The sequence below is a fragment of the Paenibacillus sp. FSL H8-0104 genome (genome assembly GCF_038050215.1).
Lineage (GTDB): Bacteria > Bacillota > Bacilli > Paenibacillales > Paenibacillaceae > Paenibacillus > Paenibacillus amylolyticus.
This window is the reverse complement of sequence record NZ_JBBOTC010000001.1, coordinates 1,987,985-2,000,550: the sequence shown is the minus strand read 5'-3', so window position 1 is coordinate 2,000,550 and position 12,566 is coordinate 1,987,985. Positions and strand designations below refer to the sequence as shown.

General features: G+C 45.3%; 15 protein-coding genes. 4 read left to right on the top strand and 11 right to left on the bottom strand.

Features of this window, described 5'->3' with window-relative positions; all coding sequences use genetic code 11:
• Window positions 1-56: 56 nt before the first annotated feature.
• Complete coding sequence (locus tag NST38_RS09130) at window positions 57-668, top strand: DedA family protein (protein WP_036610090.1); 612 nt, start codon at window positions 57-59, stop codon at window positions 666-668.
• A gap of 85 nt (window positions 669-753) precedes the next feature.
• On the opposite strand, the gene NST38_RS09125 is transcribed toward NST38_RS09130, so the two are convergent.
• The 7 genes from NST38_RS09125 to NST38_RS09095 all read right to left on the bottom strand — a co-directional run bounded on the left by NST38_RS09125 (window position 754) and on the right by NST38_RS09095 (window position 5,019).
• The gene (locus tag NST38_RS09125) at window positions 754-1,296 is read right to left on the bottom strand and encodes a bifunctional adenosylcobinamide kinase/adenosylcobinamide-phosphate guanylyltransferase (RefSeq protein ID WP_036610092.1); all 543 of its coding nucleotides are present in this window, start codon (window positions 1,294-1,296) and stop codon (window positions 754-756) included.
• A 37-nt stretch (window positions 1,297-1,333) separates the two neighbouring features.
• Complete coding sequence (locus tag NST38_RS09120) at window positions 1,334-1,885, bottom strand: hypothetical protein (RefSeq protein WP_076252431.1); 552 nt, start codon at window positions 1,883-1,885, stop codon at window positions 1,334-1,336.
• A 177-nt stretch (window positions 1,886-2,062) separates the two neighbouring features.
• The gene (locus NST38_RS09115; RefSeq protein WP_179198508.1) at window positions 2,063-2,284 is read right to left on the bottom strand and encodes an aspartyl-phosphate phosphatase Spo0E family protein; all 222 of its coding nucleotides are present in this window, start codon (window positions 2,282-2,284) and stop codon (window positions 2,063-2,065) included.
• Between the two features lie 188 nt (window positions 2,285-2,472).
• Window positions 2,473-3,681, bottom strand: a complete 1,209-nt coding sequence (locus NST38_RS09110) for an aminotransferase class I/II-fold pyridoxal phosphate-dependent enzyme (RefSeq protein ID WP_036610094.1) — start codon at window positions 3,679-3,681, stop codon at window positions 2,473-2,475.
• A 13-nt stretch (window positions 3,682-3,694) separates the two neighbouring features.
• The gene (locus tag NST38_RS09105; RefSeq protein WP_024628343.1) at window positions 3,695-4,195 is read right to left on the bottom strand and encodes an Lrp/AsnC family transcriptional regulator; all 501 of its coding nucleotides are present in this window, start codon (window positions 4,193-4,195) and stop codon (window positions 3,695-3,697) included.
• Between the two features lie 160 nt (window positions 4,196-4,355).
• Window positions 4,356-4,751 (bottom strand): spore coat protein, encoded by a 396-nt coding sequence (locus tag NST38_RS09100; RefSeq protein ID WP_017689630.1) that lies wholly within the window; start codon window positions 4,749-4,751, stop codon window positions 4,356-4,358.
• A 31-nt stretch (window positions 4,752-4,782) separates the two neighbouring features.
• The gene (locus NST38_RS09095; protein WP_036610100.1) at window positions 4,783-5,019 is read right to left on the bottom strand and encodes a hypothetical protein; all 237 of its coding nucleotides are present in this window, start codon (window positions 5,017-5,019) and stop codon (window positions 4,783-4,785) included.
• A 97-nt stretch (window positions 5,020-5,116) separates the two neighbouring features.
• Here NST38_RS09095 and NST38_RS09090 point away from each other — a divergent pair, with 97 nt between their 5' ends.
• Window positions 5,117-6,337 carry an NAD(P)/FAD-dependent oxidoreductase gene (locus NST38_RS09090; protein ID WP_076252433.1) on the top strand — a complete coding sequence of 407 codons (1,221 nt, stop codon included), beginning with the start codon at window positions 5,117-5,119 and terminating at the stop codon, window positions 6,335-6,337.
• Window positions 6,338-6,432: 95 nt separating this feature from the next.
• Here the strand turns inward: NST38_RS09090 and NST38_RS09085 are convergent, their stop codons facing one another.
• The 4 genes from NST38_RS09085 to NST38_RS09070 all read right to left on the bottom strand — a co-directional run bounded on the left by NST38_RS09085 (window position 6,433) and on the right by NST38_RS09070 (window position 11,320).
• Window positions 6,433-7,647 (bottom strand): MFS transporter, encoded by a 1,215-nt coding sequence (locus NST38_RS09085; RefSeq protein WP_076252435.1) that lies wholly within the window; start codon window positions 7,645-7,647, stop codon window positions 6,433-6,435.
• Window positions 7,648-7,776: 129 nt separating this feature from the next.
• Complete coding sequence (locus NST38_RS09080) at window positions 7,777-8,343, bottom strand: hypothetical protein (RefSeq protein ID WP_036669791.1); 567 nt, start codon at window positions 8,341-8,343, stop codon at window positions 7,777-7,779.
• A 119-nt stretch (window positions 8,344-8,462) separates the two neighbouring features.
• Window positions 8,463-8,903 (bottom strand): DUF350 domain-containing protein, encoded by a 441-nt coding sequence (locus NST38_RS09075; RefSeq protein WP_082219034.1) that lies wholly within the window; start codon window positions 8,901-8,903, stop codon window positions 8,463-8,465.
• A 50-nt stretch (window positions 8,904-8,953) separates the two neighbouring features.
• A complete protein-coding gene (locus tag NST38_RS09070) occupies window positions 8,954-11,320 on the bottom strand; it encodes an endonuclease MutS2 (protein WP_076252437.1) in 2,367 nt (788 codons plus the stop codon).
• A gap of 187 nt (window positions 11,321-11,507) precedes the next feature.
• Between NST38_RS09070 and NST38_RS09065 the strand changes: the two genes are divergently transcribed.
• Window positions 11,508-11,867, top strand: coding sequence for a phage holin family protein (locus NST38_RS09065; protein WP_036610114.1), 360 nt, complete (start codon window positions 11,508-11,510; stop codon window positions 11,865-11,867).
• Between the two features lie 220 nt (window positions 11,868-12,087).
• Window positions 12,088-12,480 (top strand): cytochrome c oxidase subunit II, encoded by a 393-nt coding sequence (locus tag NST38_RS09060; protein WP_036669784.1) that lies wholly within the window; start codon window positions 12,088-12,090, stop codon window positions 12,478-12,480.
• Window positions 12,481-12,566: the final 86 nt, after the last annotated feature.

The following is a 12,566-nucleotide window of genomic DNA, read 5'->3' as shown; positions in this document are numbered from 1 at the left end:
TGTGCTCTGCCGAGTATACGACAAATCAAAGGAAACCAAAAGTAAAGGAGACGATTATGCAAAACTGGATAACCGATTTCATGGAACAATACGGCTACATAGGCATTGCACTCATCATTGCTCTTGAGAACGTATTTCCCCCAATTCCATCCGAAATCATCTTGCCGTTTGGCGGATTCATGACCACCTATACCAGTCTCACTCTTCCAGGAGTTATTATCGCCGCAACTATTGGTTCTGTCTTTGGTGCTGTGATCCTGTATGGTATTGGTTTACTCATTGACGTCGAACGCCTTGAGAAAATTGTGGAACGCTGGGGACATGTTCTGCGCATCAAAAAAGAGGATATTCACCGTGTCGATGCATGGTTTGACAAATATGGCATGTGGACCGTATTATTCTGCCGAATGGTTCCCCTCGTCCGTAGTCTTATCTCCATTCCCGCAGGCATGTCCAATATGAAATTTGGTTTATTCCTTCTCTTTACAACCATTGGTACATTAATCTGGAATGTCATTCTTGTCTGCGTTGGTGCTGCGCTTGGCGCATCATGGGAGAGCATTTTGCACTTTATGGACGTCTATTCCATTGTAGTGTATGTCATTCTGGCCATCATTCTCATCGGATGTATCATCTGGTGGATCAGACGTAGCAAAAAGCAGAAATAAAAAGAATAGCTTAATAAATAAAGCCTCCTCGCCACCAATTCGTGGTTAAGGAGGCTTCTTTATGTCACCCGTTTATGTCATCTCGCTATCGTTCATCTTCATTTCGCATGCCCTGACTTTTAAGATCGATAGCCAGACCAGATACCAGCAAGTACATCTTTTCAGCATGTATCTGCAGCATCCGATTAACCGAAGCCATTCTCGCTGTAAATATTCGTTCTTCCTCGGTAGGATGCAATGTGCCATGCATTTCATTGGTAATCACAAGCAACTTCCCCTGATAAGACAATAATGCATCAAGCAAAAGCTGTGTCTCTGAACGCTGATGATCCAGATCCTTTGTTGCCCTGAAACCGGCAGCCATCCAGGAGGTCAGACTGTCTACAATTACAATTCGCTGATCCGCCAAAAACAGATTGGATTCCCGATTAATCTGGGTGATCACCTCTGTCAGATGCTGACCGTTCCCGGCATGAATGGCACGATAATGAGCGGATGGCAATTCGGGAATAACGGGATCATGATCACCGGTGGATAAATATACACCCTCCCGGCTAATCCCGGCTGCGTACTTGAGGGCAAACCGGGTTTTACCACTACCTATGCCGCCTGTGACCGTAATCAGCAATCCGCTTCCCTCCTTCCATAGCCATTCTGAATTTTCTTTACTCTGTCAGCGCCTTCAGCACTTTTTTGGATTCTTCGACATTAGAAGATGACACTGGAATGGTAGCGAACAAATTGCTCGCAGCATATTCTACATCTTTAAACATTTTCATATCTTCGAGTGGAATGCCGTAAAGATGTGATTCTTGCTTGAGATCTGAACCTCCATCTCCTTCACCCTTCTCTACCAATACTCCACCCTCAAATACACCCCGTTCAAACTTCTTGGGATCAAAAGTATCATCCAGCGGAACATTGGAGCCATTACTTCCGTATTGTTTCATGTCGGTTTCAGGCAATATGAAGATATCATGTCCTCCAGCCGCATATTCTACCATAATTTTCTGAACATCATACATCGCACTGGTGATCACTTCTACCTTGGGTTCCTCGCCCAGTTTCTGTTGCAGATTGGCCTGTAACTGCTCTGAGATTACAGATGGATTTCCTTGGTTATCAATGATGAATATGGAAAAACCATCTTTACCTCCACAACCAGCAAGCAGAAAAACGATAGAAATGATTGCAGTAAGCCCCCAAAATCTCTTCATTCCAGTTCCCCCTTTAGTCTCCTATGTCCAATATATCACAATTGTTCCACGCAAAAAAATAACCTGGCTTATCGGGGGATCACCCTGCCTTTTCACACAAAAAAAGAAGACCTTCTCAGGTCTCCCTTTCTTTACTTTCTAATTCGATTAATGAAACGTTTCAATCCAGCATAAACGTTATTTTGCTTTAATCGGGTTAGCCTTCATATATTCATTAATCTTTAAATCCAGCAAACTGCTGATTTCAATTACAATATCGGATGTGAATGATTTCTCTTCGAGGAAGATCTGTTCCATCTTGCGACGAAGCATATGAATTTCATCTTCCAAGGAAATGTCATGCAAAGATGCGTTATCGGGTTTCACCGACCATCGGTCGCCATGATCGCCTTCTGCCAGATAGTGCCCACGATTCGTCGGTAAATCATATTCAACACAAAACAAAGCTAACCCCTCCTTGGAAAAATGGTTTCCAAATTTATGAAAACTTATTTCAAATTGAAATTATATCACATTATTTTGTAAAAGAAAGTTATTTTTTTCCAATGATAAAAATGTCACATTTGTAAAAAGATTCTACTTTAGTATTAACCCTCTTTTTGCAGTTTGTAAACAAAGTTTCCGATTCGTTCCAAAGCTTCATTTAATTGAGTTACAGAAGTAGCATAAGAACAACGCAAGAAGCCTTCACCCTGAGGGCCAAAAACATTGCCCGGAACAGCAGCCACTTTATTCTCCGTTAACAATCGCTCAGCAAACAGGTCTGAACTCATACCCGTCTTTTGAATGCTCGGGAATGCATAGAATGCTCCCTGAGGTTCATGACAATCAAGTCCAATATCTCTGAAGCCCTGCACAATTAAACGTCTACGCTGATTATACGATTCTACCATCCGATCTTTCTCACCCAAACCATTCGTCAACGCCTCAAGTGCAGCAACCTGACCCATGGCCGGCGCACACATTACCGTATACTGATGGATTTTGAGCATGGCTGCAATAAGCTCAGGATGACCACACATGTAACCGATCCGCCAACCTGTCATTGCAAAAGCCTTCGAAAATCCGCTTACGAGAATAGTCCGCTCCTTCATGTCAGGGATAGCTGCAAAACTAACATGTTTTTGCGTATACGTCAATTCAGCGTAAATTTCATCCGCGATCACAATCAGATCATGCTTTTTAATCACTTCAGCAATAGGCAACCACTCTTCATACGTCATGATGGCTCCAGTGGGATTACTCGGATAACACAGAATAACCACTTTCGACTTCGGTGTGATACCAGCTTCAAGTGCTTCGGCCGTTAACTTGAACTGATCTTTCGCGTAGGTTTCAACACCAACTGGTATACCGCCACCGATAGAAGCGATTGGTGAATACGCCACGTACGAAGGTTCAGGAATGAGAATCTCGTCGCCAGGTACGATTAATGCGCGCAAAGCCAAGTCAATCGCTTCACTGCCACCCACGGTAACAATAATCTCATCCTTGGGATCGTATTTGGTATCAAACTGAGTATCCAAATATTCACTGATGGCTTCTCTCAACTTCGGCATACCTGCGTTGGATGTGTAACTGGTCATACCTCTTTCCAGCGAGTATACACAAGCTTCACGCATATGCCAAGGGGTAACAAAATCAGGTTCACCCACACCCAATGTGATAATATCCTTGTTGTCTCCAACCAGATCAAAAAATTTACGAATTCCGGATGGAGGTATCTGCTGCACGAGGGGTGCCAGATAAGATGTCATTTTCTTGTTGTTCCCGGTTGTCTGTTCATTCACTATCATGACACATCTTCCTTTACGGCGAGATCATGAGACGGTTGTCTTCCTGATGGTCTTCAAAGATAATCCCGTCCTGCTTATATTTTTTAAGAATAAAATTCGTTTTGGTTGAAAGTACAGAGTCTATCGGAGACAGTTTCTCCGACACAAAATTAGCGACTTCACGCAGGTTGCCACCTTCCACTTCAACGAGCAGATCGTATGCACCGGACATGAGATATACGGACTTTACTTGCGGATAGAGATAAATACGTTCGGCAATCCCTTCAAAACCACGACCACGCTCCGGCGTGATCTGCACTTCAATCAGGGCCGTTACTTTTTCATCATCTATTTTGCTCCAGTTCACGACGGTTGCGTATTTCACGATGACGTGGTCTTGTTCTAGCTGTGCCACGGCGTTCTTGATCTTGTCTTCCGACTCCCCCAGCAGCGTCGACAGCAGTGCGGGAGTCCTTCTCGCGTCTTCCTTCAGCAGATCCAGAACTTTTAATTGCAGATCGTTCAAATCTTTCATGGTTTTCCCTCCAGCGTCATCCAGGTTCCTGAAAATGAATTAATACTTATATTACATGAATTTGACGTTGATGCATAGACAAAAGACCGCCTGCCCTGAATTCAGGCAAGCGGTGGTATGGTCCTGTAACGTTAGGTGCTTCAAACCTCTTTTGCAAAGGTTACATGTAATAAGGGTTACCGTAATTCGGTTGATGCTGAGACACATTAGGAGCTTGGCTATATGAACTGTTCTGCGTATTCTTTTCCTGAATGAATTGCTGACACTTTTGTTGGGTCTGGTGGGCGGACTGAATTTGCTTGTCCACGTCCTGACGAAGTGCCTTGGACGAGACAGAATACATGTTGTTTTGCTGCATCAGATTGAACAGTTCCCCTTGTAATCTTAGGGTATCGTTCGTCAGGTCTGTGAACATTCGACGTGTCATGGGGCAGGAAGCTTCCGTTGTCGCAGTCGTATATTCGCGCGAGGTTCGTCTTAAATCTGCAAGAATCGACTTCAGCAGATCCTGCTCCTGCATAAAAGCGCCATTAGATGATAAAGATTGAGAATACATGCGTTTTCCTCCTATACAGTTAGAGTTGTCTTCAATTACTGACTTGCGCCGGTGCAAGAGACTGATGTTGCTGCAGTGCATTGACAAGCGTGTTCAGATGTTGTTCATGTGAGCGAACATAGTGATTCAGAGCTTGTTGAATTTGTGGATTATGTGTGATGGAAGCTGTGGCTGCACACTGCTTAATCAGCAGTTCTTCATTGGTGATAGAGTCCGCAATGTAGTTCAATTCCTTGGGACTCAGCGCTTGCATAGTATGATTCTGCATGTTTCGATGGCCTCCTCGGCATAAAGTTTATGCGCAATTATTGTTAACCCGGTCACACAAAAGTATACAAATTTAAATTATAAAGGAGATGTTTCTAATGGATCTGGTCTATGGCACACCTTTCTGGCCCTCCACTTTCAATTCAACATTTAATTATTCTGCTCTGCAAGAAGACATCTCTTGTGACTGCCTCATCATTGGTGGGGGCATGGGGGGCGCATTGACATCTAAACTACTCACGGAACAGGGTGTTAACACTGTTGTGATTGATAAGCGAGACATTGCCAACGGCAGCAGTTCTGCCAATACAGGTCTTTTACAATACACCAATGACAAGACACTAACCTCATGTATCCACACTTTTGGTGAAGCCACAGGCGTACGTTTTTATGAGCTTTGTCGTGAAGCCATGAAACAACTTGCTCAAATTGCAGACAGCCTGGATACAGACCCTTGGTTTATCCCACGAACAAGTCTTTGTTTTGCGAGCAGTGAAGATGATGTGGCCCTATTGGAGGAAGAATATCAGACCTTGAAGCGTTATGGTTTTGAAGCTGAACTGTGGGATGCCGACAAAATAAGCCAGCATTTCCCCTTCAGCAAACCCGCTGCACTGTACACCATGGGAGATGCGGAAGTGAACCCCTATCGTTTTGTTCATGCCTTGTTTGAATCCGCCAATAAGCGTGGCGCTCGAATCTATGGTCAGACGGAGATGATACACTGTGAATACGATGAAGATGGTGTAGTCTGCCACACTGCCAACGGTAAAATCCGTGCCAAGAAAGTCATATTTGCTGCCGGTTACGAGACACAGGACATCAAAAAGGATCGCGGAGCCTATCTGAAAACGACCTACGCGATTGCTACCAAACCGTTGTCTGATCTTAGTGAATGGTTTGAACACAGCATGATTTGGGAGACAGCTCGCCCATATTTGTATATGCGAACAACACCGGACGGAAGAATCATCGCAGGCGGTTTGGATGAAGAAACACCTCGAGAGGATCAACGTGAAATACGTTCAAAACACCGGGGAGATACACTCCTGGAAGAGGTCCGTTCCTATTTCCCTTTAGATGATCTTGAAGTCGATTATGCCTGGGGCGCTGTGTTTGGTAATACGAATGATGGCCTCCCCCTGATCGGTACACATCCCGATTATCCGCATTCATATTTTGTAGAAGGATATGGAGGTAACGGGACCGTATACAGCATGATTGCTGCTTCTTTAATTGTGGATGCTATTACTGGCAAACAAAACCCTGATATGGATCTGTTCTCTCTCACACGTACAAGTAAACCATCTCCTGTATAACCAACAACTGAATCAATACAACTACAAATAGGGTACAGCACACGGAAAGTTCTCTTTTCCCGTCGCTGTACCCTGTTTATATATTGGGAAGCCTGCTAAGCCGTGGGCTCTTGCCCTTCCGTTCGGTTCAATAACTTGCGCATAAAGATCCATCCAATTAGCGGAGAAGCACCGAGGACAATAATAAGCCAGGTTAACATGCGTAGAGACGGAGCATTTAAGACCGTCACAATAAATATGGCCAACCCACATAGTCTGCCAAGCATCAGGCATAACTCTCTCAAAACGACAAGTTCAACCCTTTTCTCCACATTTTCGCCACTTGTGCCCATCATGTCGAATCCCGCTGATATCATCGGTAATACATATAACGGCATCGCAACAGCACTCCCAATCCCCATGATTAACAGCGTCCCATAGGTCACTTTCCAGAGAAGAGGAAGAAGCACAACAAGCAGAATGAGGGCTCCAATGAACATGCCTTTTGATCTATACTGTGGTTTGAACCATTTCCCGGCTGCCCAATAACTTACTAGTGCCACAGCAGAAGTGATGAGTGAGAACTGCCCCAATTTGTACTCCTGTGCGGTAGCCAAATATACAAGCAGTGCAATCAGGAAGGCAAAGACACCTTCACGTGCACCCTGAGCGAATAAACCCAAACCTAAGGTCCTCCAGGGACTATCCCGCTTGGATAGCTGTATCCAAGGTTCCGACCAGCGGTATGTACCGCTCACCTTTCTTTTTTTCAGAAAAAAACTAAAAACTACTGCTATGACATAAATAACGAGTGATACCGTGAAGATGAGCCGATATCCTGTGTTGTCTGTCATGCGAGTAATAATCAGACCGGAGAACCATGGACCTATAATTCCTGTCATCGAACCAAGTAACCCGACCCAGCCATTGAATAGATCCCTGTTTTCCCGATCCGTTATTTCAAAATACACAACATTAAATGCAATCCAGAATAACCCCAAGGAACAACCTAGTAGCATACCCAGAGGCCATATCCAGTCTACAGCTTTGGACCCAGCCCAGAGGACTATCATATAAAATATGCCGGACAGCGCAGTACCTAGTCGTAGTGCACTCATTTTATTGTGTTCCTTGACCCATTTGCCAGCAAGCCAGAATGTCAGTCCAATGGCCAATTGCTGGCTGAGAGTGAACCACCCCAACATGGCATAATCCGGACGGCTTTTCCACAGAAACACATTCAAAAAGGTTCCCGACAGCGCTCCGGCTAACGCAAACAATCCATTCACGCCCAAAAGCAGAATGGATTGTCGGCCTAAAGTAATCTTCATCTGCTCCTCCTTCATCCACCTGAAGTGAACTATGTACAGGTAGGTCTTAGGGTTAACGTGCCCCAAGCAAGAGGAAAACATGATGAATCTTCAGGATTGCTATGAAATTGGTTAGAATCTCCGAAATGTTTATTCCTGCGTACTCAGGTTCTTGATCAGACGCAGACGATCTTCCTCAGACAGACTGTATTGAACTTGGAAACATCCCGAGCATACATAGGTCAATACTTTAAACGGTGATGCCAATAGTGACCCTTCGCCTGAAGCTGCGTTAGCAACTGGTGTGAAGTTATCCTGCGTTGCAGCTTGTGTACCTGCGAGAATCATGAATTCGCGGCAATTCGGGCACTCTGGTACTTCTTCCTGATGATCAAGTTGCTTCTGTACACCTTGTTCATACTGAATGAGATCATTACCTTCATCCGCGTATTTGGTTAACGTTCGCAACTCCGGCAATTTGAGTTCAACTTCATCCCCCCACAGATCCGAAAGATCCGTAGTCTGTTTCTCGTTCGTTACATCGTCTACATCATAGATGTCGTCCTCAGCTTCATCGTTCTCTTCATCATCGATGTTAATGTTGAGTGTACGGTATCCTTTTAACTCATTGTGGCAATAAGGACACTCTTCTTCAGGACCGAGCTCCTCATCCCATACAATCTCCGTCTGACACCAAGGGCATACTGTTGTTTCCATATTGATCAACCTTTCTCTTTCATATAATCATGTATTCATTACATAGATGACACCGATGGCAAAAAACACGATCGATGCCGCAAACAGAATTCGTATCAATATCTTCATGACCGATCCCCCTAGATAATGCTCGCGCCAATTACAAACGACAGCGAGACTGAAATAATCATGGATATCAATCCGACAGCTCGGTTATCCGATTCGATCTCCTTATCAATGGAGAACACGGGTGTCAGGAATTCGAACAAAAAGTAGGCAATGAGCAGAAGGATAAACCCTACAAATGACCACGTCATGGCTTCATACACCGAAGATTTCGCTTGTATGCAGAACCGCAATACGTTGCAGATCCCGAAGATCTTACCTCCTGTAGCCATCGCAACGGCCACATTGCCCTTCTTGATCTCCGTCCAGCATTTATACTTAGTCACCAGTTCGAAACAAGCCAGAAATACGAGCAGCTCCATAATCGCTACCGAGAAAAAACCGAGTACCATCCCCAAGGGATGAGACAGCAATTGGTCAATGCTTTCTATCACGCACCGTTCCCCTCTCCCCATCTGCGACCTTCATGAATAAGGTCGCAGAATATCATTGATTCATGGACCGGCTATTCCAATTCTGCGACGGTCACACCGTTACCGCCTTCTCCGTAATTGCCCAGCCGGTAGCTTTTTATATGTTTATGCTTACGCAGGTAATCCTGAATACCGGAACGTAAAATTCCTGTACCTTTACCATGAATAATATAAACTTGGCCCAGGTTGGCAAGGAAAGCTTCATCAATGAACCGGTCTGTCTCCATCAGGGCTTCTTCCAGGTTGGTACCACGCAGATCCAATTCACTTTTCACATTGTCATCACGTGTGCGCTTCATACCCGTTACCGGTTTTTGCTTTGGTTTGGCTGCGGGAGCCGATTGCTGCAGTTCCAAGTCATCCAGGGACACTTTCATTTTCATAATCCCCAGTTGTACCATAGCGTCTTTGCTGCCCGCCATCTCTACAACATGGCCTTTTTGATTCAAACTGTAGACAAGCACTTCATCACCAGGACCGATAGCACGAGTCTTCGGCGCTGTTGCCGTTTTCTTAACCGTTTTTCTGCGTTTCTCCGGTTCAGCCTTGTCCAGCTGTTTGCGGGCAGCAATGAGTTTGTGCTCCTTCACGGAAGCACCTTCTTCCATAGCCAACAGGCGAAGATCTGCTATAATCTTCTCCGCTTCCGCGCGAGCCTTGTCCACAATACTGCGTGCATCTTCTTCTGCTTTTTCAATCCGGCGATCACGTTGCTGTTCCAGTTTCTCCAGTTCGGTCTGGTGACGACTGCGTAATTTCTCCATATCCTGGCGCAAGCTCTCTGCCTTCTCACGCTCTTGTTCAGCCGTAAGACGGTTCTCTTCAAGAGAAGCAATCATGTGCTCAATCCGTTGATCCTCTTCCTTCACTTCGCCACGGGCGTAGTCGAGAATGTAACCCGGCAATCCCAGTCGCTCTGCAATGGCAAATGCATTACTTCGTCCAGGTACACCCACCAGAAGGCGATAGGTTGGACTCAGTGTGTTGATGTCAAATTCCATGCTGGCATTAATAACACCTTTACGCTCATATGCGTATGCTTTCAGTTCACTGTAGTGAGTGGTTGCAACCATGCGACATCCCGTCCGGTGCATATGCTCCAGCATGGAGATCGCCAGTGCGGAACCTTCAGCCGGATCTGTCCCTGCGCCAAGTTCATCAAGCAATACCAAACTTTTTGGTGTCATGTTTTTCAGAATGCGAATGATGTTGGTCATATGACTGGAGAAAGTACTCAGATTCTGCTCGATACTCTGCTCGTCCCCAATGTCTGCATAGATCGCATCAAATACACATAACTGACTGCCATCCTCAGCCGGAACAAATAAACCGGACATGGCCATCAGGCTCAGCAATCCAATTGTTTTGAGCGTTACCGTTTTACCACCCGTATTCGGACCTGTCACGATAATGGATGTGTAATCATTGCCCAACTCTATGTCAATTGGAACCACGTTTTCAATCGGAATCAGTGGATGACGGCCTTTCTTGAGCTTCAGGAACCCGCGGTCATTCATGCGAGGCAATGTTGCTTTCAGTTCACGAGCCAGACGTGCTTTGGCAAAGATAAAATCAAGTGATCCCAGCAAGTCGACATCATACAACAGCCACTCTCCCTGCTCACTGACAAGTGCCGTCAATTTCTGCAAAATAATTTCTATTTCGCGTTCTTCCCGAATCCGGGTTTCACGTAATTTGTTGTTCATTGCAACAATCGATTCCGGCTCAATGAACAATGTCGCACCCGAACCAGATTGATCGTGCACAATCCCGCCAAAGTATGAACGATATTCAGCTTTCACCGGGATAACAAAACGGTCTCCTCTGATGGTGATGAGCTGATCCTGAAGCATCTTGGATACGGTAGAGGATCGAATCATGGAATCCAGTTTTTCGCGAATTCGCGCTTCTCCGCCTCGCAGCTCACGACGAATCTGCGCCAACGTTACGCTTGCACTATCGGCAACCTCTGCATTATCGTCAATACAGATTTTGATGGCATCCTCAAGCGTTTTTTGCTCTGACAGTTGATCACTGATATAGAACAATGATTCGATGGGCTCATCTTCATGCAAAGTACCAATCTGACGTTTCAATCGCCGCGCCGCAAAGGTTGTATTGGATATTCCCAAAAGTTCGTGAGGGTTAAGTGTGCCTCCAATTTCAGCACGTTTGATGGAAGCCGTAATATCTACAATTCCTCCAAACGACGGTGAGCCTTTCAGGCGATCAAATGTGAAGGCTTCATCGGTTTGCTGCAGCAATCGCTTCACTTCTTCAAGTTCACTGCTTGGTTCAAGTTGCTCCGCTTTCTTTTTTCCCATGGTCGTCTGGGCAAAGCTGAGCAATGTATTTAAAATTTTGCGATATTCCAGTGTGTGTAAAATTTTCGTGTCCAAGTGTACAACTCCTTCCAAACTATATCTGTATTATAACGAAAGAAACTTTCTTACGCTATTTAACGAATCCTTCCACACATAACTTCAACCATAACACCACAAACTACAGGTGTCAGGATTGTGCAACCTCTCCATCCCCTTGGAGTTGCCCTGCTCAGTTCAATCCGAATAAAAGGAGGTAAACACCATGAATTTCCTGGGACATGTCGTGCGATTTGTCATCGCTGCAATTGTATTAATGGTGGTCAGCTGGATCGTTCCCGGATTCGCCGTTGGTGGCTTCTGGAGCGCTCTGTTGCTTGCTCTTGTCATTGCCCTGCTCGGCTGGATCGTTGAAGGTATCTTCGGCAAAAGAGTCAACCCGTTTGGTCGCGGTATTGTCGGATTTATCGTTAGCGCACTGGTGATTTGGCTTGGTCAATATGTTGTAGATCATGTTGAAGTCAGCCTGCTCGGTGCCATTCTCGCTGCGCTGGTTATCGGGATTATCGATCTCTTCATCCCGGTATCCACCCCTTTTGATGCCGGACGAAGCTCCAAAAGTTAATCTCCACTTCACCCTAACGTCCCCATGTATTCTCCTAAACCTCTGAAGGCCCTGTGCCGGAAGGGGTTTATTTCATTCGGGCAGTACACACGCTCTGCCGTACATGTACAATTTTCAAGAAAACGACATACGCAGCGTGTACAGGCATCCACATATTGCGGTATGATGACTGGAGCAATCATTCAAATTTTATCCATATCACGCTTTAAGGAGGCACATGATGAAGAAAGGCATAACATGGCTTGCTGCCTGTATGTTAATTCTGGTCCTCACTGCATGTGGAGGAGCAAAACAGTCCGCAGAATCTGGCAGCAATGGATCCGATGCTGATGCTGGAGTTACAGCCAGTGAAGAATTGGTCATCAAGGCGAGTAACTATGAATTCGATCAACCTGAGTACCATCTTAAAAAAGGCGTTCCCGTTAACATTGTTTATAAAAATGAAAACGGAAATCACGGTATCCTTGTGCCTGAGCTGAATCTTCAACTGGATACCAGAAATAGCTCCAAAGTCATAACCCCGGACAAAGTTGGTGAGTTTGAAATGTCCTGTTCTGTCTTCTGTGGTTCAGGACACAGCAGCATGATCTCCAAAATTATCGTTGAAGAATAGTATTCAAGACAAGGAGCCCCCGCAGCGACGGGAGCTCCTTCTTTAGTATAACAAATTGTACCAGAGTACGTTGCCCACGAGCCAGT

Coding starts and splice junctions, on each gene's coding strand:
- NST38_RS09130 (WP_036610090.1), top strand. CDS start 57: ATGCAAAACTGGATAACCGATTTCATGGAACAATACGGCTACATAGGC.
- NST38_RS09120 (WP_076252431.1), bottom strand. CDS start 1,885: ATGAAGAGATTTTGGGGGCTTACTGCAATCATTTCTATCGTTTTTCTG.
- NST38_RS09110 (WP_036610094.1), bottom strand. CDS start 3,681: ATGATAGTGAATGAACAGACAACCGGGAACAACAAGAAAATGACATCT.
- NST38_RS09105 (WP_024628343.1), bottom strand. CDS start 4,195: ATGAAAGATTTGAACGATCTGCAATTAAAAGTTCTGGATCTGCTGAAG.
- NST38_RS09100 (WP_017689630.1), bottom strand. CDS start 4,751: ATGTATTCTCAATCTTTATCATCTAATGGCGCTTTTATGCAGGAGCAG.
- NST38_RS09095 (WP_036610100.1), bottom strand. CDS start 5,019: ATGCAGAATCATACTATGCAAGCGCTGAGTCCCAAGGAATTGAACTAC.
- NST38_RS09090 (WP_076252433.1), top strand. CDS start 5,117: ATGGATCTGGTCTATGGCACACCTTTCTGGCCCTCCACTTTCAATTCA.
- NST38_RS09085 (WP_076252435.1), bottom strand. CDS start 7,647: ATGAAGATTACTTTAGGCCGACAATCCATTCTGCTTTTGGGCGTGAAT.
- NST38_RS09080 (WP_036669791.1), bottom strand. CDS start 8,343: ATGGAAACAACAGTATGCCCTTGGTGTCAGACGGAGATTGTATGGGAT.
- NST38_RS09075 (WP_082219034.1), bottom strand. CDS start 8,903: ATGGGGAGAGGGGAACGGTGCGTGATAGAAAGCATTGACCAATTGCTG.
- NST38_RS09065 (WP_036610114.1), top strand. CDS start 11,508: ATGAATTTCCTGGGACATGTCGTGCGATTTGTCATCGCTGCAATTGTA.
- NST38_RS09060 (WP_036669784.1), top strand. CDS start 12,088: ATGAAGAAAGGCATAACATGGCTTGCTGCCTGTATGTTAATTCTGGTC.